Origin of the sequence: Amycolatopsis cihanbeyliensis, assembly GCF_006715045.1 — a bacterium.
GTDB lineage: Bacteria > Actinomycetota > Actinomycetes > Mycobacteriales > Pseudonocardiaceae > Amycolatopsis > Amycolatopsis cihanbeyliensis.
The window spans coordinates 2,716,147-2,735,195 of record NZ_VFML01000001.1 but is presented as its reverse complement, the minus strand read 5'-3'; the positions used below and the strand labels follow the sequence as shown (position 1 = coordinate 2,735,195).

At 69.0% G+C, this 19,049-nt stretch carries 17 protein-coding genes; 8 read left to right on the top strand and 9 right to left on the bottom strand.

All coding sequences use genetic code 11. The features are described 5' to 3' along the window. Positions 1–108: 108 nt before the first annotated feature. Positions 109–1,140, top strand: coding sequence for a helix-turn-helix transcriptional regulator (locus FB471_RS11995; protein WP_246076361.1), 1,032 nt, complete (start codon positions 109–111; stop codon positions 1,138–1,140). On the opposite strand, the gene FB471_RS11990 is transcribed toward FB471_RS11995, so the two are convergent. The 3 genes from FB471_RS11990 to FB471_RS11980 form a co-directional block, all read right to left on the bottom strand. Then, on the bottom strand, positions 1,123–5,169 hold the full coding sequence (locus FB471_RS11990; protein WP_141997847.1) for a S8 family peptidase: 4,047 nt from the start codon (positions 5,167–5,169) through the stop codon (positions 1,123–1,125). The two genes, FB471_RS11995 and FB471_RS11990, sit on opposite strands and share 18 nt — an antisense overlap. A 204-nt stretch (positions 5,170–5,373) precedes the next feature. Then, entirely contained in the window at positions 5,374–6,009 is a 636-nt protein-coding gene (locus FB471_RS11985) for a lamin tail domain-containing protein (protein ID WP_141997845.1), read from the bottom strand. Between the two features lie 179 nt (positions 6,010–6,188). Next, complete coding sequence (locus tag FB471_RS11980) at positions 6,189–6,704, bottom strand: lamin tail domain-containing protein (protein WP_141997844.1); 516 nt, start codon at positions 6,702–6,704, stop codon at positions 6,189–6,191. Positions 6,705–7,648: 944 nt separating this feature from the next. Here FB471_RS11980 and FB471_RS11970 point away from each other — a divergent pair. Continuing rightward, positions 7,649–8,095 carry a nuclear transport factor 2 family protein gene (locus tag FB471_RS11970; RefSeq protein ID WP_170220785.1) on the top strand — a complete coding sequence of 149 codons (447 nt, stop codon included), beginning with the start codon at positions 7,649–7,651 and terminating at the stop codon, positions 8,093–8,095. 26 nt (positions 8,096–8,121) lie between these two features. After that, entirely contained in the window at positions 8,122–8,745 is a 624-nt protein-coding gene (locus tag FB471_RS11965) for a ScbR family autoregulator-binding transcription factor (protein ID WP_170220784.1), read from the top strand. Positions 8,746–8,749: 4 nt separating this feature from the next. Here the strand turns inward: FB471_RS11965 and FB471_RS11960 are convergent, their stop codons facing one another. The 6 genes from FB471_RS11960 to FB471_RS11935 all read right to left on the bottom strand — a co-directional run bounded on the left by FB471_RS11960 (position 8,750) and on the right by FB471_RS11935 (position 14,265). Further along, positions 8,750–9,814, bottom strand: coding sequence for an XRE family transcriptional regulator (locus FB471_RS11960; RefSeq protein ID WP_141997836.1), 1,065 nt, complete (start codon positions 9,812–9,814; stop codon positions 8,750–8,752). 46 nt (positions 9,815–9,860) lie between these two features. Then, positions 9,861–10,535: a hypothetical protein gene (locus FB471_RS11955; protein ID WP_141997834.1), complete on the bottom strand. Its 675-nt coding sequence runs from the start codon at positions 10,533–10,535 to the stop codon at positions 9,861–9,863. A gap of 457 nt (positions 10,536–10,992) precedes the next feature. After that, positions 10,993–11,301 carry a hypothetical protein gene (locus tag FB471_RS11950; protein ID WP_141996077.1) on the bottom strand — a complete coding sequence of 103 codons (309 nt, stop codon included), beginning with the start codon at positions 11,299–11,301 and terminating at the stop codon, positions 10,993–10,995. A 128-nt stretch (positions 11,302–11,429) separates the two neighbouring features. Next, a complete protein-coding gene (locus tag FB471_RS11945; protein WP_141997832.1) occupies positions 11,430–11,654 on the bottom strand; it encodes a hypothetical protein in 225 nt (74 codons plus the stop codon). A 558-nt stretch (positions 11,655–12,212) separates the two neighbouring features. Beyond that, complete coding sequence (locus FB471_RS11940; RefSeq protein WP_141997830.1) at positions 12,213–12,995, bottom strand: DUF1295 domain-containing protein; 783 nt, start codon at positions 12,993–12,995, stop codon at positions 12,213–12,215. Positions 12,996–12,999: 4 nt separating this feature from the next. After that, the gene (locus FB471_RS11935; protein ID WP_141997828.1) at positions 13,000–14,265 is read right to left on the bottom strand and encodes an SAM-dependent methyltransferase; all 1,266 of its coding nucleotides are present in this window, start codon (positions 14,263–14,265) and stop codon (positions 13,000–13,002) included. A 120-nt stretch (positions 14,266–14,385) separates the two neighbouring features. On the opposite strand from FB471_RS11935, the gene FB471_RS11930 reads away from it, so the two are divergent. The 5 genes from FB471_RS11930 (at position 14,386) to FB471_RS11910 (ending at position 19,009) form a co-directional block, all read left to right on the top strand. Further along, positions 14,386–15,183, top strand: a complete 798-nt coding sequence (locus FB471_RS11930) for a DUF1365 domain-containing protein (protein ID WP_141997826.1) — start codon at positions 14,386–14,388, stop codon at positions 15,181–15,183. Positions 15,184–15,217: 34 nt separating this feature from the next. Further along, complete coding sequence (sigK, locus tag FB471_RS11925; RefSeq protein WP_141997824.1) at positions 15,218–15,829, top strand: ECF RNA polymerase sigma factor SigK; 612 nt, start codon at positions 15,218–15,220, stop codon at positions 15,827–15,829. Further along, positions 15,826–16,617, top strand: coding sequence for an anti-sigma factor (locus FB471_RS11920; protein WP_141997822.1), 792 nt, complete (start codon positions 15,826–15,828; stop codon positions 16,615–16,617). The genes sigK and FB471_RS11920 overlap by 4 nt, the downstream gene beginning before the upstream one ends. 71 nt (positions 16,618–16,688) lie before the next feature. Beyond that, entirely contained in the window at positions 16,689–18,218 is a 1,530-nt protein-coding gene (locus tag FB471_RS11915; RefSeq protein ID WP_246076360.1) for a molybdopterin-dependent oxidoreductase, read from the top strand. Positions 18,219–18,328: 110 nt separating this feature from the next. Continuing rightward, a complete protein-coding gene (locus FB471_RS11910; RefSeq protein ID WP_141997818.1) occupies positions 18,329–19,009 on the top strand; it encodes a fasciclin domain-containing protein in 681 nt (226 codons plus the stop codon). Positions 19,010–19,049 lie beyond the last annotated feature (40 nt).

Sequence of the window (19,049 nt, the reverse complement as noted above, 5' to 3'; positions counted from 1 at the left end):
TCGCGTGGGCTCGCAATCCCGCACGAGCCCCTCCCCGGCGGTGGTGGTCGCTGGTTGAATGAAGGGTCACCACCGGTAGGAAACCGGATACCGGGACGGAGGTACCGCGTGAGGGGCACCGGCATGCTCGGCATCGTCGGTATCCGCCCGATCGACCAGGCGGCGTACGAGGTCCTGATCGAGAGCCGCTCGATGACGGTGGCGGAGCTGGGCAACGAGCTGGGGCTCACCCCGCAGCGGTTGCGGCCGGTGCTGCGCGCCTTGCGGGAGCGGGGACTGGTCGTCCGGCAGCCGGGGCCACCGGAGGGCTTCTCCGCGGTCGCCCCGGAAGTGGCACTGGAAGCCCTGTTCCTGCAACAGGAGCGCGAGCTGTCCGAGGCCCGGAAGATCGCCGCCCAGCTGGGTGACCGTTACCGGGAGGCGTCGAGCTGGCGGCATCCACCCGAGTTGATCGAGGTGGTGCACGGCGGCGAGGCCATCGGCAGCCGGGTGGAGCAGGTCATGCGCACCGCGCGGGACCAGGTGCGTTTTGTCGACAAGCCGCCATACGCGCACCTGCCCAGCGCGCTGCATCCGGTCGAACGCGACCTGCTCAACAGGGGCGTGCGGTTCCAGGGAATCTACGACCGCCGCGCGCTGGAGGTGCACGACCTGCGTACCGATCTCGAGGCCGGGCTGTCCCTCGGCGAGGAGGCGAGGGTGGTCGCGGACGCCCCGATCAAGATGATCCTGGCCGACAACAGGCTGGGCCTGATCCCGCTGGAGTCGGAGTCACCGACGCTGAACAGCGCGCTGATCGTGCACCCGTCCGCGTTGCTGGACGCCCTGGACGCGCTGTTCGGCAACCTCTGGCAGGAGGCGGTCCCGCTGGCACTCCCGGACGAGGACGCCATGGAGCCGGGACCGCTGTCCCCCGAGGACACCCGGCTGCTGGCGTTGCTCACCACCGGGATGCCGGACCGCAGCATCGCGCGGCAACTCGGGCTGAGCTACCGCACCTTCCAGCGCAGGCTGCACGGGCTGATGCGGGAACTCGGCGCGGAAACCCGGTTCCAGGCCGGGCTGCGCGCCGCGGCGAGGGGCTGGGTGACCCCGCCCCTCGCCGAACAACCCACTTCCGAGCTACCGGACACCGACTGACGGCACCGCGGGTGGTGGGGACTTGAGCGAGTACGCCCGCCGCATGGTCTGGTCGACCGTGTTCCCTGAGCTGTCCCGCGCCTCGGAACGCAACCACACGAACCCGTCTGTCTCGGCCAGTTCCGGATGCGTGACGGTCACCTCCCACTCGCCGGAGCCTTGCGGGTCCGCGGTGGCCTGCCGCCAGGTCCGGCCGCCGTCGGTCGAGTACGACACGTGCAGCCACATCACCGGGCTGCCGTCGGGAGCCTTCGAGTGGGAGGCCGCCGAGGTGGTGAAGGTGAAGCCGGTACCCGCCGGTGCCTGGTTGGCCTGATCCAGCGGGAAGCGGTGCTCGAGCTGGATCAGCGGCTGGAACGCGCAGTTCGTGCCGCCGCCGTAGCAGTTGAAGCCACGCGGCGCCGTCCCGTTCGGCCGGGTGGAGGTGAAGTTCCACTCGGTGTCGGTACGGGTGGCGTGCCGGAACAAGGTCGTGCTCGGCGCACCGATCACCGGCCGGTCTGCCATCGCATCACTCACCCGGAGGGTGTACCGGGTCGGGTCGGGTGACAGCTCGTACACCGGGAACAGCGCGAGCGGCTCGTCCCGGTTGGCCCGCGGTATCTCGCGGTCACCCTGGAACAGTTTCGTCGTGGTGGTGGAGAAGTGCTGGGCGTTCGCGTACGGGCTGGTGAAATGCCCTGGATTCCCATCACCCCATTGCAGCGGCGGAACGAACTGGTCCGGGTCACCACCACCGCCACGGCAGGAGGAGCACAGCTGCCGCCAGCCTTCCACCGTTCCCGGGTAAAGCGCGGGATTGTCGGGTTGCAGCTCCACCGCCATGCTGTGCATGGGTGCCCGGAACCAGTGTTCGTCCGGGCGGCTGGATTCGCCGGGGCGGTAGATGTTCTGCTGGTACATCGCCATTTTGGCGAGCCGCCCGTTGTCACCGGTCCCGGAGAGGGCGACCGAACGCCGCCACACCGTGCGGTCGTTGCCCGGTCCGACGTACTCGGTCACCGTTCCCCTTGACGGGACCGTGGTGCCGCGCAGGAACTGCGTCATCCACAGCCCGGTCGGGAAGGCGTACCAGGTCTTCCGCGCCGAAAGGCCCGGCCGGTCCGCGTGGTACGTGGTCCGGGTCGCGATCAACTCGGCGGGATCGACCTGCCGCACCTGGTCGGCCGGGATGCCGTTCTCCTCCAGGAAACTGAGGTTGTACATCTTCTCGGGCGCGGTTTGCACCCGCACGGTCAGCTTCGACTCGCCGCTGGCCAGCGCGGCACGTAGGGCGGTGCCCTCCTCGTGGCTGAGCGAGAGATGCGGCAACCCGGTGCTGGAGAGACCGCCCACCGGCAGTGCACCCGGAAGGTCCACATAGGACACTACGGCCGTGGCCCCTGCCTTCGCCGCGTGGCGTGCGGCGGAGCTCGCGGACCGGTAAGCCTGGCCGACCCCGACGGCATCGTCGGGCGGCGCGGGAAGCCCGACCATGACGATCTTGCCCCGCACGTCGAGGCCGGTCAGGTTCTCGGCCGAGCCCGTTCCGGCGAACACCAGCGGCAACACGTGTTCACCCGGCCACTTCTCGGCGAGGCTTGTGGCGTCGTACTCCGGGTGCAGCTCGTGGCCCCGGACGCTCGCCCGTACCATCGCGGGCCGCAGGCTGAGCGTGTCCTGCAGGGTGATCGCCCCGCGCCCGGTGGCCGCGGCGGGGGTGACGTACACGTCCCAGTCCAGTGCGCCGGCGCCGAGTGAGACCTCGCTGATGAACGAGGGTCTGCCCGCTTGTGCCGGGATCACCCTGCGCAGTGCGACGAAGCGATCCAGCTGATCCAGCGGTTCCTGCCCGGTGGTCCGCACCGGGACCGTCTCGGTGGCGTCCAGATGGATCTCCGTGGCCTCCCTGACCTCCACTTCGGACCTGCTCAGCGCGGACCAGCGCATGCTGGTCGCGTTCCGTTCCATGGCCCTGCCCAGCGCGGAGTAGGTGCCCGTCGGCAGCAAGACCCGGCCGGCGCCGTTCACCAGATCGACCCGATGGGTGAGCTTGTCCTGGAACGGGTCGTTGCCGTGCGCCGCGCCGGAGGTGTCATCGAGGATCTCCACCGTGGCGGCGGTGGCCGGCTTGCCGGTCGAGTCGGTCACCCGGACGTCCAGCGGGAACAACCGGGGCGCGTTGTAGGTGCTGACCGGGGTGCGGAGCGTGGTGCCGCCGGTCGCGGTGGCGACCACGGTGCCACCGTAGACCCCGGTCGCGCCGATGTCGGGGTCCACCGACACGGTGGTGGTGGCGCTGGCGCCGGGTGCGATCGAGACGCTGCGGTCGGTCAACCGCATGGTCGCGGCCGGGGCCGGTCTGCCGTTCCAGCCCTTGACCTCCAGGGACAGTTCCAGCGCGACCGGCGTGTCACCGGTGTTGGTGTAGGTGAGTTCGTGCGGCACCCGCGGGAGGTCCTGCCCGTTGCGCTGCTGCCTGCCGAAGTTGGCCGACGCGGGAGCGCTGACCGGCTGCCCGATCGCTCGCGCGATGTCCAGCAGCCCGGCGCCCTGCTCGAACCACGGCAGCTCGAGATCCCTGGCCGTGGAAACGAGGCGGTCCTTCAGCCGGGCACCGGACCAGTCGGGGTGCTGCTGGGCGAGGATGGCAGCGGCGCCCGCGACGTGCGGGGTGGCCATGGAGGTTCCGGACCAGCGAGTGTAGTGCTCACCGAGGGGGGAGCCGCCGGAGGTCCCGGCGGCACGGGCCGCGGCGATCTCCACGCCCGGCGCGACGATCTCCGGTTTGACCGTGGCGTCGGTCAGCCGCGGCCCCCGGCTGCTGAACCAGGCCAGCTCGTTGTTCCGATCCACCGCACCCACGGTGAGGGCGGCATCGGCGCTGCCGGGAGTGGTCACGGTCCGGTTGCCGGGTCCCGCGTTGCCCGCGGCGACCACGAACAGCGTGCCGTTCTTCGCCGAAAGGGTGTTCACCATCGCGGCCAGTGGGTCCGTGCCATCGGTGATCCCGGCGCCGAGGCTGAGGTTGACCACATCGGCCCCACGGTCCACGGCCCACTCCATACCGGCCATGACCTGGGACGCCGGCCCTGTTCCCCAGCGGTCGAAGACCTTGGCCGCCAGCAGGTCGGCGCCGGGGGCGATCCCCCGGTAGGAACCGCCGGAGGCCGCACCGCTGCCCGCGGCGATGGACGCGACATGAGTGCCGTGGCCGTGCAGGTCGGTGGCGTCCTGCTCGGAGGTGAAGTTGGCTGTCTCGGTGACTCGGCCCGCCAGGTCCGGATGGTCCGCATCGACACCGGTGTCCACCACGGCGACCGTGGTGCCACTGCCGTCCAGCCCGCTGTCCCAGGCCGTTGGCGCGCCGACCTGTGCCGCGCTGCGGTCCAGGCTGACCCGCACCGTGTGGTCCAGCTCGAGTTCGGCAAGGCCGTGCCGCAGTTCGCCGTCCGTCCCGGGGTCCGCCGCGACCGCGGCCCAGAACTTCTCGGCGTCCGCCTTGTCCACCCGCACGCCGACCCCGCCGAGCGTGCGTACGGCCGTGTGCGGCCGTGCCGCGGGGAGGCCGTTCGCCCGGGTCCGCAGGGATTCGGCGGACAGCGTGCCGCCCTGGCCGTAACTGGCCAGCACCGGCAGGGTGCTCGCCGAGGCGTCGGCGAGGCCCTCGCCGACGAGCCCGGTGAGGTTGAACAGGTCCCGGTCCAGCACATCGGCGCGGACGTAGGGCATCGCGTCGGAGGGATAGACGAAGAGGCCGTCGGCGGTGGTGACCGTCTCGAAGGTGACCGGGGGACGGTCGGGCCGTGGTGCCGCGTCGATGCGGGCGGCGCGGGTTCCGTCGGCGTGCTCGGTGTAGGTGACCTCGTCCCCGGTCAGCAGGGTGACCCGGTGGACGGCTTCGGCCGGGGATGCCGCCGCCCGCGGTTCGCTCGGATCCGCCGCGGCGACCTGCGACGGGTACGCGATCGCCTGAACGGCGAGCAGCGCGAAGGCGAGCAGGGAACGTCGGAACCGCCTGCGGGCGGTGCGGGTATGAGGTGTGGTCATGTCGGCCTCACTCTCGTCGATCACAGGGGCAGGGGTGTGATCGAGAATGAGCTGTCCACGGACCTGGGGAAACAGTTCCGTCGGGCGGGAACTCGCCGTTGGCGACTTCCCGCCAGCGCGGCAACGGGCCCGGGCCACCTTCCGGTGACCCGGGCCCGCTCTCGCCGCGTGCTGGTCAACCAGCCAGTTGTGCTGCCTGGAGGATCAGTTCACGGCACCCAGGGTGCGCTGGTGCAGCGAGAAGTCCTGCCGGTTGTTGTCGGTGTCGGTGCTCAGCACGTCCCGCGCGTTGGCGGCCTCGAGCTGCGCGGTCGTCTGGCTTTCCGCGGTGGCGGGCTGGCCCTCGAGCGGGGTGGTCGCCATGGTGGAGAATGCCACACCGTCGATCTTGAAGGGGCTGTCGCTGGAGTTGAAGATCGCGATGCCGCCGTTGTTCGGGATGCCCTGCTGGCCCAGAACGCCGAACGGCACGACGTAGGTCGCGTCCTCGACCACGCTGGAGAAGTTCGGGCCGGTCAGCACGAGGAACTGGCCGGCGTTGCCCCTGGGCTGCAGGACGGTGCCGTCGGGCACGTTGATGTCGGCGCCAAGCTGCTGGTTGTTACTGCCGTACACCCGGACCACGTAGTCGCTGATGTCCAGCGGCCGGTTCGTGATGTTGAGGATCTCGACCGCCTCGTCCAGCTGGCCGTTCGGTCCGATGGCGCTCGCCTCGTTCACCACGACCGTCCGTGAGGCGGCTACCTCATCCTGCTGGTCCTGCGTTGCGCTCGCGCTGCCCGCGAAAGCGGCCGCGGTGACGAAGCCCAGTGCCAGGGCACCGGTCAGAAATCGACGCATTTCCGTTCTCCCTTCCCGGAGAGATATGGAATATTGTTGTTCGGCAACGGGTGCGGAACTACTTTTGGTCTTGCTTCCGCCATGTCCCGCTGTCATCAATTCTGCCGGGGTCGGAGTCGTGATAAAAAGGGGCCATTTTCTTGATTCGGATATCCGTTGGGACGTTTGGTTCCACGGTCTCATTCGGTTGGGGTAATATCGGGACGTGGTGCCTGGCAGGTGAAGTCCGAAAGGTTGTCGTCGGTGTCGGTGCTGCGCGCGTCGCGGCCGAGGGAAAGGTGGTCGCATAGTCTGGCCTCCCGGTTCTCCCGGCACGGCGAGTGGGGGGCGAAACCGAGGCTGTCGACCCGTTGTCGGCTTTGATCGAGCAACGTCAGGCCGTTTCCGGCCACCGAGTCGACAACGAGGTTCGCCTCGGCCGTTCCGGCGAAACCACCGGCGATGATCAGGTAGTCACCGTGGCCAGGGACGAAACTGCCTGCCGGGAGCATGGCCAGTTCGGTTGATCCGGAACCGGTGCAGGCCCGTGCCGACCATCCGCCCAGGTGTATGGGGTCGGCGGAGGTGTTGTGCAGCACCACGAAGCCGGCGGGACCCGGTAGCAGTTCGTCGATCTTCATCGGGCTCTCGCCTGGACCGACGCCGGTCGGTGCCGCCAGCGCGCATGTTACGAGAATGCTGTAGAGCAGGTTCATGGCCTGCATTCTGAACCCGCCCGCGCGGCCGCACAGGGGGCCAATTGTCTCTACGGGAAAGGGCCTTCGCCGGATTGGAGCAATGCGGGATCGCGTGGATCACCGAAATTGATCGACAACGCGATCCCGCCGGGAGAACTCAGCTCCGGTGGTGCGGTAGTACCGGTCTGGTACGGGTGTTCCGGCGGGAGTGGCGCTGCGCGGCGGCGGCCCTTTCCAGTTCGACGCGCGGCAGTTCGAGCGCCAGGCTCAGCCAGGCCCGCCAGTAGGGCCCGGGTATACGTTTTCCACGCTCCCACCGGGATACTTCTTCCCTGGTCACGCTGTAGTTCCCCGACACGATGGCCAACCGGTCAGCCAACGTGTACTGGGTCAGTCCGTGTCTGTACCTGTGCTGGAGAAGTAGTCCGGAGATCGGTTCGGCGGCTTCGGTGGGGGAGTGTGCTCTTACCTCGAGCACGGTGGTGACTCCTTTCCATCGGCTGGGTGCGGACGTCCTCGGTCGCTTTCCCACCATGCACCCATTTCGGTCGCCCGGACAGTCTTGGTGGTGTGGCGAAGTGGTGATACTCCTGGCACGTCGGCAATCCGGTGCTGCCCGGTGTGCGGACCGTCGGCGGCCGAGCCTGACCGGGGCGTCAGTGTGTGCTTTTTCACCGCGTGCTGCGCCACGCAGGCCGGGCGACGGATTCGTTACGGGTTTTTCGGCAGGTCATTCGAATGGCCGATCTTTCGTTCCACGTGTTTGTCCGAGTCCGGGTGATGTTTTGCTCCGAATGGACGTCATCCTTGCTCACTCCGGCTCATCTTCGCAGGTAGGAAGACCTTTTCCTGGGTGTTGCGCGGGCGGACGTTCGTTCGTCAAGCCTTGTTGCCCTTGCTAGAGTTCAAATCTGGCACGGGACAGTCGGGGTGGGACAACGCGAGTGGAGAGAATCGGTCACGTGGGATTGCGTACTGATATTCGTGATGAGAACACCAGGCCGCTGTCGACGTTCGAGCTCGTACAGTCGCTGCTGGCGCGGCTCGGTGCGCAGGACGCGGAGGGGCTTACCCGGCTGTTCGCGCCGCAGGTCGAGTGGCGGGCGACGGACCCGACCAGTTCACGGTGGCGCTGCGGGGTGCGTACCCGGCGCGAGATCGAGTCGTTCTTCCTCGCCACGTTCAGCGCCCTCGGTCTCGAAGGGCTCACCGTGCGCAGGCTGCTCGTGGACGGCGAGGACGCCGTGGTGCTCGGTACGGCCAGGTGGCGCACGGTGGCGACGACGGCGGTGCATGAGGCGGACTTCGTGCTCAGCGTGTCGGTGCACCGGGGCGTGGTCGACGAGTACTGGCTGATGCAGGAAACCGTTGATCCGCCGTCCGGTTCCGAACCGGTCCGGATGCGATGAGCGTGTTGGAGGACAGCACAGGAGTCGTGAACAGGCGGGCGCGAGCCGCGCGCACCCGGCGCAACCTGCTCGTCGCCGCGGCCGAGGTGTTCGATCGGGACGGCTTCTCCGGTGCCAACCTGCATGCGGTGTGCGAGCGTGCCGCGGTGACCAAGGGCGCACTGTACTGCCATTTCCGGTCCAAGGAAGCGCTCGCTGTCGCGTTGGTCGAGCACCAGGCGCTGGAGTCGTACGCGTTGCGGGACGAGTTGTTGCGCCGTGGCCTCGGCCCGGCGCAGACCTTGATCGACCTGTCCTTCGCCTTCGTTCGGAAGTTGGACGAGGATCTGATGACCAGGATCGGCAACCGGCTGCTGCGCGAGGCAACGATCTTCGATCGCGCGGGTGCCGGTCAGATCATCGGCTGGACCACCATCGTGCGGGACCTGCTGAAGTCGGCCGACCGTGCGGGTGAACTCCGCTCGGGGCTGAACCTGCGCCAGGTCGCGGAGGGCATGGTCGGGGAGTTCCTCGGTATCCAGCTGCTTTCCCAGGCTCTGACCGGGCAGCGGGACCTGCACGCCAGGCTGCGCCGGGCCTGGCGCGCACAGCTGCCGTCGCTGGTGCGGCAGAAGGCGTTGCGCGGCCTGCGAATCGCCCCGGCGCGGTGAGCGCCTACCTCACCAGGCGCAGCGGCGCGAGCGGTTGCCGGCCCGCGGCGTTGAAGACCAGGCCGAACACCATGCCGGACAGTTCGTCGGGGGTGAGCGACAGCTCCGCGGCGACGTCCCGCATGGTCCGGCCGCTTTCCCGCAGCGTGCCGAATACCTTGGACAGCAGCTGTGAGGTCTCTCCCGCGATGCCGGTGGGTTCACCACTGCGGTAGCCACGCCTGCTCAGCTCGACGCAGGCGGAGCGGTACTGCCAGTCGCTGAGCATGGACAACTCGTGCAGCCGGTAGGTGAGGGCGAGGGCGGAGACCCGCCAGATCCGTTTGGCCTCGATGATCTGGTCGACCAGCGGTGCCTGCGGCATGCGGCCGCGGACGCTCGCGGTCGGCATGAGGAAGGCCCCGGCGAAGGCGTTCGCCTGCTGCTCGGCCTCGGGCCCGCCGACCTCGGTCGCGCCCGCGTGCAGGACCAGGTGGGCCAGCTCGTGCGCCGCGTCGAAGCGGCTGCGCTCCGGGGTCTTGCTGGTGTTCAGGAAGACGTAGGGGGTGCCGGCATGCCAGAAGGAGTAGGCGTCGACCTCGGCGTGCTCGGTCGCGAGGGAGAAGACGCGGACACCGTGCGCCTCCAGCAGGTGGATGATGTTGGCGATCGGTTCGTTGCCGAGTCCCCACCGGGCGCGAGTCATTTCGGCCGCGGTCTCCGGATCGGGACGTTCCAGCGTCGGCACGTCGGCCTCGGGCAGTTGGAAGGTTCGCTCCAGCCAGGCGTTGAACTCGACGGCAAGCGAACCGACGCTCAGCGCCGAGGCCCGCCGAGCCTGGCTGAGCTTGCTGCGGGCGCGAAAGGCTACGGCGCCCTCCGGTAGTTCCGCCGTCGGTGGGGCGGTGAAGAAGGATTCCGGAAAGTTCAGGGCGTCGGCGAGTGCCCGCAGGGCGCGGTCGCCGGGCTGCTGCCTGCCACGCTCGTAGTTGGTCACGCTCTGCGCACTCACGCCGATCTGTCGCGCCAGCTCGGCGACGGTCAGGCCACGCCGTTTCCTGGCCAGGCTGATTCGCTCAGGGGTAACCATGTCTCCGCAATTGTGGTGTGCGGCCTGCGAAGCCGAGTGATCGGGGTCAGCGCCGAGCCACCCGCACGTCGATCGGTTCGTGGTGATCGCTGCCGAGATCAATGATCGGCGGGAACTCGATCGGCCGCAGGCAGTAGCGGGTGGCCCAACTGTCGATTTTCTGGTCGGCCCTGCTCGGAGCAGGCTGGGCGACCTCGTAGCGGACCCTGGCCACGCGGCCTTCCTGGTCGTACTCGTGGAAGGTCACCAGGAACCAGGCCTTCGCGGGTTCGGGCTGTCTGTCCGGCAGCCCGAGCATGGCGTCGATCTCGGGCAGCGAGTACTGATCACTGTCGTTGCGCGCGGTGATGTTCTCGATCGCGGTGCCTTTGGGGTAGGTGCTCTCCAGCCGCCCACCGGGACGCCCGGTGTGCTGGTTACCCAGCATCACACCGAGCAGCACGTCGCCGTCCGGGCTGCGGGCGAAGGGAGCGTTCGCCGGGTTGACCGGACGCCAGCCGTTCTCCGCGAGGACCTTGCGCAGCTCCCGTACGCGGCCCATCCAGTCCCGTAGCCCGGCGGCCGTCCCCGGCTCGAACTCATCGGCAAGGCGCCGGTCCCGTACGCCCGCCCAGATCGCCTGCTCCAGGTACTCCCGTTTCAGGCCGAGCTCGGCGAGCCGCTCGTCAACCTGACCAGGCCCTTCTCTTTCGTAGGACATGATGCGAGTAACCGAGGACATCGGCGCCTCCCTCGCTCGGACTTATGATAATGATACCGCGATTGTGGTCTGTACTTCATAAGTCGCGCCCGGCGTGTCGGCGAACGACCCCGCTCAGAAGGGGGGGTGTCGTCTGGGGTGAGGGGGTTGTGGAGGGGTTGGTGTGGGTGTCTCTGTGGGGTGTGGTGATGGTGGGTGTGCCGTCGATGACGTCGTAGGTCCATCCCCATCCGGGTAGGTTTTTGAGGTGGTGGTCTTGTTCGCGGTAGCCGACCGACTCCTTCGCGTTGGTGGTGTGGCTTTGGGTTCATCCGGTGGTGTGGTCGTTTTGGCAGGGTTGGGTGGGTGGGTGGCATCCGATGTCTCGGCATTCCCGGTCGCGTTCTCGTACGGACTCGTCCAGTGCGGCGGTGGGCCGGTATCGGGTGCGTCCGAGGTCGGTGGGGTGGCCGGTGGTGGGGTCGGTCAGCGGGCGGCGTCACACGTTGTCGGGTCGGGAGGTGAGTTCGGGTGCCAGTGCGGTTGGGATGTGCCCGTGCCCGGCCAGGTACCCGGGTTGCTTATCCAACTCCAGCAGTGAACTGGCGGCGAGGTAGAGGAACACTTCGGTGCGGGGCGCCCGGGTGGTGCCGTCCTCGCGTAGGGCGAGGTCGGTGAGCACGTTCGCCCGTAACTGCTTCAGGGTGCGCTTGTCTCCCTGTCGCCGCTGTTGTCGGGCGATGCGGTCGCAGGGGGCGTAGATGGCGGTGGCGACCTCGGTGGGTAGGTCGGCCATCAGGGTGGACACCCGATCTTCCTGGTGCGCCAAGTCCAGCGACCGTTGTTCCCGCCGGGCTCGTGCCCGCTTGGGCGGCCCTCTCGGGGTCGACGGCCGGTGCCTGTTGCCGTGCCGCGCGCCGCGCCTGCGTGGGGTCTTTACCCGCCAGTTTGGTGGCGATGCGTCGGTCCACTTTCCGCCGCCTGCTGATCCGACAGCACGGCGGTGGGTTCGGACACGGCCCGTGCCCGGTCCTGGTCGATCACCCCGGCTTGGGAGGCGGCCAGGGTGCACGGTAGGCGGGTGGTGGGGTCGAGCCCCAGGGCGAGGGTGCGTTCGACCCGGTGTGGGGTCCACCGCACCTGCCCGGCCACTTCCTTCACTACCGACTTCGGACCCCACTTTCCTGGGCGAACCGGGCCAGTAGCATCACCGCCCTCCGCGTCTCGGCTTGAGCGATCACCCGCTCGTTGGCTTCTACGGTGTCCAGTATGTCTCCGGGGGGTTTTGTCCTCGTCCGGGGGATCCTGCTGTGGATCGGATCGGTATCTTTCCGCGCCCTCAATGATATCGAGATGCTCGGCAGAATGGGGTGGAGGCGACGCTGTCGATCGATATTCACCCGAATGTGTGTTCGAAACGATCGGGGTGGCCGGTGGGGTGGGGAGTGTCGTTCTGTGGGGTGTTGGCGTTGGTGAGCAGGTCTGCCGGGGGTGATGCGGGGTGCGCCAGTGCTTCACGGGGTGCCGAAGGTGTGCCCGAGACCCAACCCTGAGTTGCCCCGTCTCCCGCATTCACCCATCTCTTCCCCGCGCGCGGCAAACTCGCCAACGCGAACGGCAAACTCGGTTACATGAATGGCCAACACGGTTACGTGAGCAGCAAACTCGCGTATGTGAATGGCCAACGTATGCGCGTGGGGAGCAGACACGCTGGGTGGGTTACCGCTTGCGGGGTGGGAGGGGAACGAAGCCGCTGGTGCGTTCGACGTACTCGGCGTAACGCGGTCGACTCTCCCGGAGTTGGCGTTCCAGCAAGGGTTTCCCGGTGCCGCGGGCGAGTAGCCAGGTCATCAGGATCGGCGAGAACACCGTCACCGCACCGAGCGGATGATGGCAGGCCAGCAAGTACAGGCCCCACCAGACGCAGGCGTCGCCGAAGTAGTTCGGATGCCGGGTGTACCGCCACAACCCGCGATCCAGTACGGCTCCGGCATTCGCCGGGTCCGCCTTGAACCGGCGTAGCTGCTCGTCCCCGGTCGCCTCGAACACGAAACCGACGATCCACACCGCGACCCCGAGCCACGCCAGCACGGTGAACCCGGAGCCCGCCTCGTACTGGGCCAGCAGGACCGGCCAGGACACCACCCACATCACGACGGCCTGGGTGAGATACACCCGCACGAGCATGTGCACGGCCGGGTTCCCGCGCGCCCGGGCCAGAATATCCCGGTAGCGCTGATCCTCGGGCTTTCCCCGGTTGCGCCGGTGGATGTGCACCGACAACCGCAGCCCCCATACGACGGTCAACCCGCTCACGACCACCCCGGGCAGGTTGGGCGCGCCGGTGATCGCCAGCGTCACCACCGCGATGGCCGCGAACCCGGCTCCCCACACCGAGTCGATCAGGTCGTAGCGGCCGCGGCGCCGAGCGAGCAGGAAAGTGACGCCGACGACGGCCAGCGCCGTCCCCAGCGCCGCCGCCCCGAGCGCGAGCACGACCACGTCATCACCCCACCTTCCGCGCGAGGACCTGGTTGACGCCCATCCGGTTGTCCTCGAAAGCGAGAGTTCCGCCCGCGAGGTACAGCAGCCATACTCGCGCCTGCTCGATACCGATCAGGCTCACCGCTTCCGACCATTGCCGTTCCAGTGTGGCCGTCCACGCCCGTCCCGTGCGAACGTAGTGCTCGCGCATGGCTTCCACACCCCGTATCTCGAACCCGGCGCGCTCGAGGTGGTCCAGTGTCCGGCTCACCGGCACCATGCTCATGTCCGGCGCGATATAGGACTCGATGAACGCGCCACCGCCCGGAGCCGGGCCGGGACGGGACATCTGTTGCAACAGCAGGTACCCGTGTGGCCGCAACATCCGGTGCAGGGTCGCCGCGTACACGGGGTAGTTGACCTCCCCGACGTGCTCGCCCGTCTCGATCGAGGCGATCGCGTCGTACCGGGCGCCGTCGAGTTCCCGGTAGTCCTCCAGGCGCACCTCCACCCGGTCGGCGACGCCGAGCTCCGCCGCCCGCGACCGGACGAACTCGGCCTGCCGCGCCGACAGGGTCACGCCGGTCACCCGCACGCCGTGGCGTTCCGCCGCGTAGCAGGTCAGCGAGCCCCAGCCGCAGCCGACGTCAAGCAGACGCGTCCCTTCGGTGAGGCTCAGCTTGCGGCAGATCAGCTCGAGTTTGTCCTCCTGCGCGTCGGCCAGGGTGTAGCCGGGATCGTCCGAGGTCCAGTATCCGCTGGAGTAGGCGAGCCGCGGGTCCAGCAGGAACTCGTAGAACTCGTTACCCGCGTCGTAGTGGTGGGCGATCACCGCGCGGTCCCGCCGCCTGCTGTGCGGCACTCCCCGCGGCCGGGCTTCACTCGCAGGCCGCCGCGGGCGCGGGCCGAGCACGCCGAGGCCGATCGCGGTGCGCAGCAGCAGCGCCCACCGCGCCAGCCCGAGCCTTCCCGGCCGCCTGGCGGCCACGCCGGCCAGCTCCCAGCATCGGCGCAGCCCCTCGGCCAGATCGCCTTCCACTTCCAGATCTCCGCTGACGAACGCCCTGGCCAGGCCGAGCTCGCCCGGCGCGTAGAGCACATGCCGCAGGGCCCTGCGGTTGCGCAGCAGCACCCGTGGCCCATCGGCGGGCCCCGCGCTGCTGCCGTCCCATGCGGTCAGCCCGACCGGGAGATCGACCCCGAACAGGCTCCGCACCGCCTGCTCGAGCCGCCCCGCGGCACCCCCGTGCCGGTTCTCCGAATACGAAGCCGAATACGAAGCCGCCATTCACGTCCTCCTCCGCCGGGTTCGCGCTGCTTCGTATTCGGAGCCGGACCGGGCAGCGGACCTGCGATGTGACGCAGCTCATCGACCCATCTTCCTTCCAGCCGGCTCCGAATGGTGGCTATGCAGGTCGAGGCGAACCCGACGGCGGTGCCGGCGCTCTACGAGGCGGTCGTCGCGCACACCAGGCACACCGGCCCGCGCCGATCGTTCCGGCACCGGCAGTACCTGTGGCTGGTCGACCTGGACGCGTTGCCGGAGCTGCCGAGGTGGTTGCGCCCTTTCGCCCGGTTCGACTCCCGTGATCATGTGGGGTCGCCTACCCGGACGATCCGGCAGAACCTGGGGGACTTGCTGGCCGGACACGGAATCGACCTCACTGGCGGGCGGGTGCTGATGCTGGCGCACGCGCGGGTGCTCGGCTACGTGTTCAACCCGCTGAGCGTCTTCTGGTGTCACGGTGCCGATGGCGAGCTCGAATGCGTGGTCGCCGAGGTACACAACACCTACGGCGAGCGGCACTGCTACCTGCTGCACCCGGATGCGGACGGGTACGCCTCCACGGACAAGCGGTTTTACGTCTCCCCGTTCCTTCCCGAGCGCGGCGGCTACCGGATGAAGCTGCCGGTTCCCACGGAGCGTCTCCAGGTGCGGGTGCAGCTCCGTGACCAGGAACAGCCGTTGCTGACCGCGGCCGTCACCGGCAGGAGGTCCGTGGCGACCCCGCGCCGCCTGCTGTCGATGCTGCTGCGCAGGCCGCTGGTGCCGCAGCGGGTGTCGATGGGTATCCGCAGGCACGGGATCGCGCTGTGGCTGCGCAGGGCCCCGTTCTTCCGTCACCCGAAGCGGGCACCGCAGGGCGGGCTTCGGGTGACCCCGACTTTCCCGAACCAGGCGTCCGGTAAACAATCGAACCGCTGAGTGCAGCGCGTTCCGAGATCGCGAGGAGGCGGCGATGCGAGAACCCACCGACCCGGGTAGCGGGCCGGAGGAATGGGGGCCCGCGCCTGCCGTGGCAGCGGCCCCGACCGCCGAGCGACTCCTCGCCGCGGTGGCCAAGGGCGATGACGGCGCTTTCGACCGGCTCTACGACCTGGTGGCCGGCCCGGTACTCGGGGTGATCCGGCAGATCCTGCGCGACGCGGCGCAGTCCGAGGAGGTGGCCCAGGAGGTGCTGGTCGAGGTCTGGCGCACCGCGACCAAGTACCGTGAGGAGCGGGGCAGGGCGATGACCTGGGTGTTGACGCTCGCGCACCGGCGTGCCGTGGACCGGGTCCGTTCGGCACAGGCCTCCAGTGACCGGGAGACCAGGGCGTACTCGCGGGACACCGGGCGTCCCTTCGACGAGGTCGCCGAGACGGTCGCCTCCCGGATGGAACAGCAACAGGTCCGTAGATGCATGTCCACGCTCACCGAGCTGCAACGCGAGTCGGTGGTGCTGACCTACTACCGCGGCTACAGCTGCCGGGAGGCCGCGGAGCTGCTCGACGCGCCGGTGCCGACGGTGAAGACCCGGCTTCGAGACGGCCTGATCAGGCTGCGCGACTGCCTGGGGGTGGGCTCATGAGCACGCATATGAACGCGCTGACCGGCGCGTACGCCGTGGACGCGCTCACCGGCGAGGAGCGGTCGGAGTTCGAGCGGCACCTCGCCGAGTGCGCCGACTGCACGCGGGAGGTCCGCGAACTGCGCGAGGCCGCGGGCAGGCTCGGGACGGCCGTCGCGACCGCACCGCCGGAAGGGCTCAAGCGCAGGGTGCTGGACGAGGTCGCCAGGACGCGCCAGGACCCGCCGGAGACCGGAGTGGAACCGGAAACCGGTGCTGAGGGTGTGGCCGAGGTGGTGCCGCTGTCCCGCAAGCGGCGCTGGGCCACCAGGTTCGCGGTGGCGGCCGCGGTCGCCGGGCTCGCGCTCGCCGGGACCTTCGGCACCATCGCGCTGCAGAACCAGCAGGAGCTGAACAGCGCGCGGGAACGGATGGAGCAGGCGACCGCCCGCGGCACCGAGATGTCCGAACTACTGTCCGCGCCGGACGCCCGGCTGATCACCGCATCCGGCGAGGGCGGGCTGACCGCCACCACCGTCGTATCCGCGCGGCTCGGCAAGGCCATGTTCATGGGTGACCACACCGCCCCGCTGTCGGAGGACCGGGCATACCAGCTGTGGTTCATCCGATCCGGGCAGGACAAGTTCGTGTCGGCTGGCGTGCTCGAGCGCTCGGCGGCCGGGCGGACCACCCCGGTGGTGCGCACCATCCCGGAGGGCACGGCCTGGATGGGCGTTACGGTCGAGCCCGCCGGTGGCTCGGCGCAGCCCACCACGGACCCGGTGCTGAAAATGACCGTTCCGGCCTGACCAAACCGGCGCCGCCCCGGCTCCGAATAGCGAATATGGGAACCGGAACGCGGAGAACGCCAATCGGCCGGATGGCAGCGGCGCTGATCGGAGTGCTCGCGGCCGTCGGGGCGCTTGCCGCGGGGCATCTCGTCGCGGGTTTGCTGGAACCGAGCTCCAGCCCGTACCTCGCGGTCGGGAACACCGCGATCGACCTCACCCCGGAACCGGTGAAGGCATTCGCGATCGAGCAGTTCGGCGAGAACGACAAAATCGTGCTGCTGCTCGGTATGGGAGTGGTCATCCTGCTGCTCGCAGCGGTGGCCGGGCTGCTCTCCCGCCGAAGTCCGGTGCCCGGATTGATCGTCATCGGCGTGTTCGGCGCCGTTGGCATTGCCGCCGCATTGGCCCGCCCGACGCTCGGGGTACTGGGCCTGGTGGCCCCTGTTGTCGCGGCGCTCGCCGGGCTGGCCACCTTCTGGTGGCTGCACCGCAAGGCGCCGCGGCCCGAGGTCGCCGATGACGAGGACGCCGAGCAGGCGGACTCGTCCGGCGGTTCCGGGCGACGCCGGTTTCTCATCACCTCCGGGGCGGTGACAGCCGGCGTCGCCGCCTCCGGTGCGGTGGGCCAGTTGCTGATCGGCAGCCGCGGCGCCGAGCAGTCCCGGCGCGCGATCGGCAGGATCGTCCCCGCGCGGAAGGCGCCGCCGATCCCGGCAGGGGCCGACTTCACCGGCGCGGGCACACCGCCGTTCCTCACCCCGAACCCGGACTTCTACCGGGTGGACACCGCACTCCGGGTGCCGCGGTTGCCCACCGACGGGTACCGGTTGCGGGTGCACGGCATGGTCGAGCGCGAGCTGAACCTGAGCTACGACGATCTGATGGGCCGCCCGCTCGTGGAGAAGACGATCACCATGACCTGCGTGTCCAACCAGGTCGGCGGGCCATATGTGTCCACATCGAACTTCGTCGGGGTACCGATCAGGGACATCCTGAACGAGGCGGGGGTGCGTCCCGGTGCCGAGCAGGTGTTCAGCACCAGCGTGGACGGCTACACCGCGGGTACTCCGGTGGAGGTACTGCTCGAGCGGGACCGGGACGCGTTGATCGCGTTGGGGATGAACGGTGAGCCGCTGCCGCTGGAGCACGGCTTCCCGGTCCGGATGGTCACCCCCGGCCTGTACGGTTACCTCTCGGCCACCAAGTGGCTGGTCGACCTGGAGCTGACCACGTTCGACAAGGTCACCTACTGGGAGGAACGTGGCTGGGCCGAGCGGGCCCCGATCAAGACACAGTCCCGGATCGACCGGCCCGGCGCCTTCCAGAAACTGCCCGCGGGCAGGACCACCGCCGCCGGGATCGCCTGGGCCCAGCAGACCGGCATCGAGCGCGTCGAGGTCCGGGTCGACAGTGGACCGTGGCAGGAGGCCGAACTGTCCACTCAGGTCGGTGTGGACACCTGGCGCATGTGGCGGATCGAGCTCGATCTCGAGCCCGGAGGGCACAACATCGAATGCCGGGCGACCGACCGCTCCGGATACACACAAACGAGTGACCGGGTACCGCCGATTCCGGACGGCGCGACCGGATGGCACTCCATCTTCTGCACCGCGCAGTAACACGGGCCGGATCGCCCGATTTTCTCCGATCCGACCAATCCACGGGGGCAGTCGCCCCGAATACCGAGTGGAACCGCCGATTACGGCAGCTATCGAGGAGGAACAACCCCATGCACGTTCGTAAAACCCGCTTCGCCGCCACCGGTGCGGTCGCCGCGATGGCGCTGCTGCTCTCCGCGTGTGGTGGTGACGACCAGGCGAGCGACTCCGGGCAGGACCAGGACACCCAGTCCCCGTCGCCGACCAGCGAGCAGACGACCAGCTCGCCGACCGCGAGCAACGGGATGACCACCGCGGACGACGTCTACGGTCCCGGTTGCGCTCAGGTCCCGACCGACCCCAGTGACGAGGGTTCGGTGCAGGGGATGATCGACGACCCGGTGGGCACCGCGGCCAGCAACAACCCGCTGCTCACCAGCCTCACCAAGGCGGTCAAGACGGCCGGTCTCGTCGACACGCTGAACAAGTCGGACGCCTCCTACACCGTGTTCGCCCCGGCCAACCCGGCGTTCGAAGCGCTCCCGAAGGAGACGCTGAACGCGCTGCTGACCGACGAGTCGAAGAAGCAGCAGCTCACCGACATCCTGACCTACCACGTGGTTCCGGAGCGGATGGACGCGCAGGGCGTCGTCGACGCCGGCTCGCTGGAGACGGTCCAGGGTGGCAGCCTCACGGTCGAGGGCTCCGGCCAGGACTTCACCGTGAACGGGGCCAAGGTGCTGTGCGGCAACGTGCCCACCGCGAACGCCACCGTGTTCGTGATCGACAAGGTGATGATGCCGGAGAGCTGATCCGCTCCCGCGGAAACGGGACGCCCCTCCTGCTTCAGGG

Coding starts and splice junctions, on each gene's coding strand:
- FB471_RS11990 (WP_141997847.1), bottom strand. CDS start 5,169: ATGACCACACCTCATACCCGCACCGCCCGCAGGCGGTTCCGACGTTCC.
- FB471_RS11985 (WP_141997845.1), bottom strand. CDS start 6,009: ATGCGTCGATTTCTGACCGGTGCCCTGGCACTGGGCTTCGTCACCGCG.
- FB471_RS11980 (WP_141997844.1), bottom strand. CDS start 6,704: ATGAACCTGCTCTACAGCATTCTCGTAACATGCGCGCTGGCGGCACCG.
- FB471_RS11960 (WP_141997836.1), bottom strand. CDS start 9,814: ATGGTTACCCCTGAGCGAATCAGCCTGGCCAGGAAACGGCGTGGCCTG.
- FB471_RS11955 (WP_141997834.1), bottom strand. CDS start 10,535: ATGTCCTCGGTTACTCGCATCATGTCCTACGAAAGAGAAGGGCCTGGT.
- FB471_RS11935 (WP_141997828.1), bottom strand. CDS start 14,265: ATGGCGGCTTCGTATTCGGCTTCGTATTCGGAGAACCGGCACGGGGGT.
- FB471_RS11930 (WP_141997826.1), top strand. CDS start 14,386: ATGCAGGTCGAGGCGAACCCGACGGCGGTGCCGGCGCTCTACGAGGCG.
- sigK (WP_141997824.1), top strand. CDS start 15,218: ATGCGAGAACCCACCGACCCGGGTAGCGGGCCGGAGGAATGGGGGCCC.
- FB471_RS11920 (WP_141997822.1), top strand. CDS start 15,826: ATGAGCACGCATATGAACGCGCTGACCGGCGCGTACGCCGTGGACGCG.
- FB471_RS11915 (WP_246076360.1), top strand. CDS start 16,689: ATGGCAGCGGCGCTGATCGGAGTGCTCGCGGCCGTCGGGGCGCTTGCC.
- FB471_RS11910 (WP_141997818.1), top strand. CDS start 18,329: ATGCACGTTCGTAAAACCCGCTTCGCCGCCACCGGTGCGGTCGCCGCG.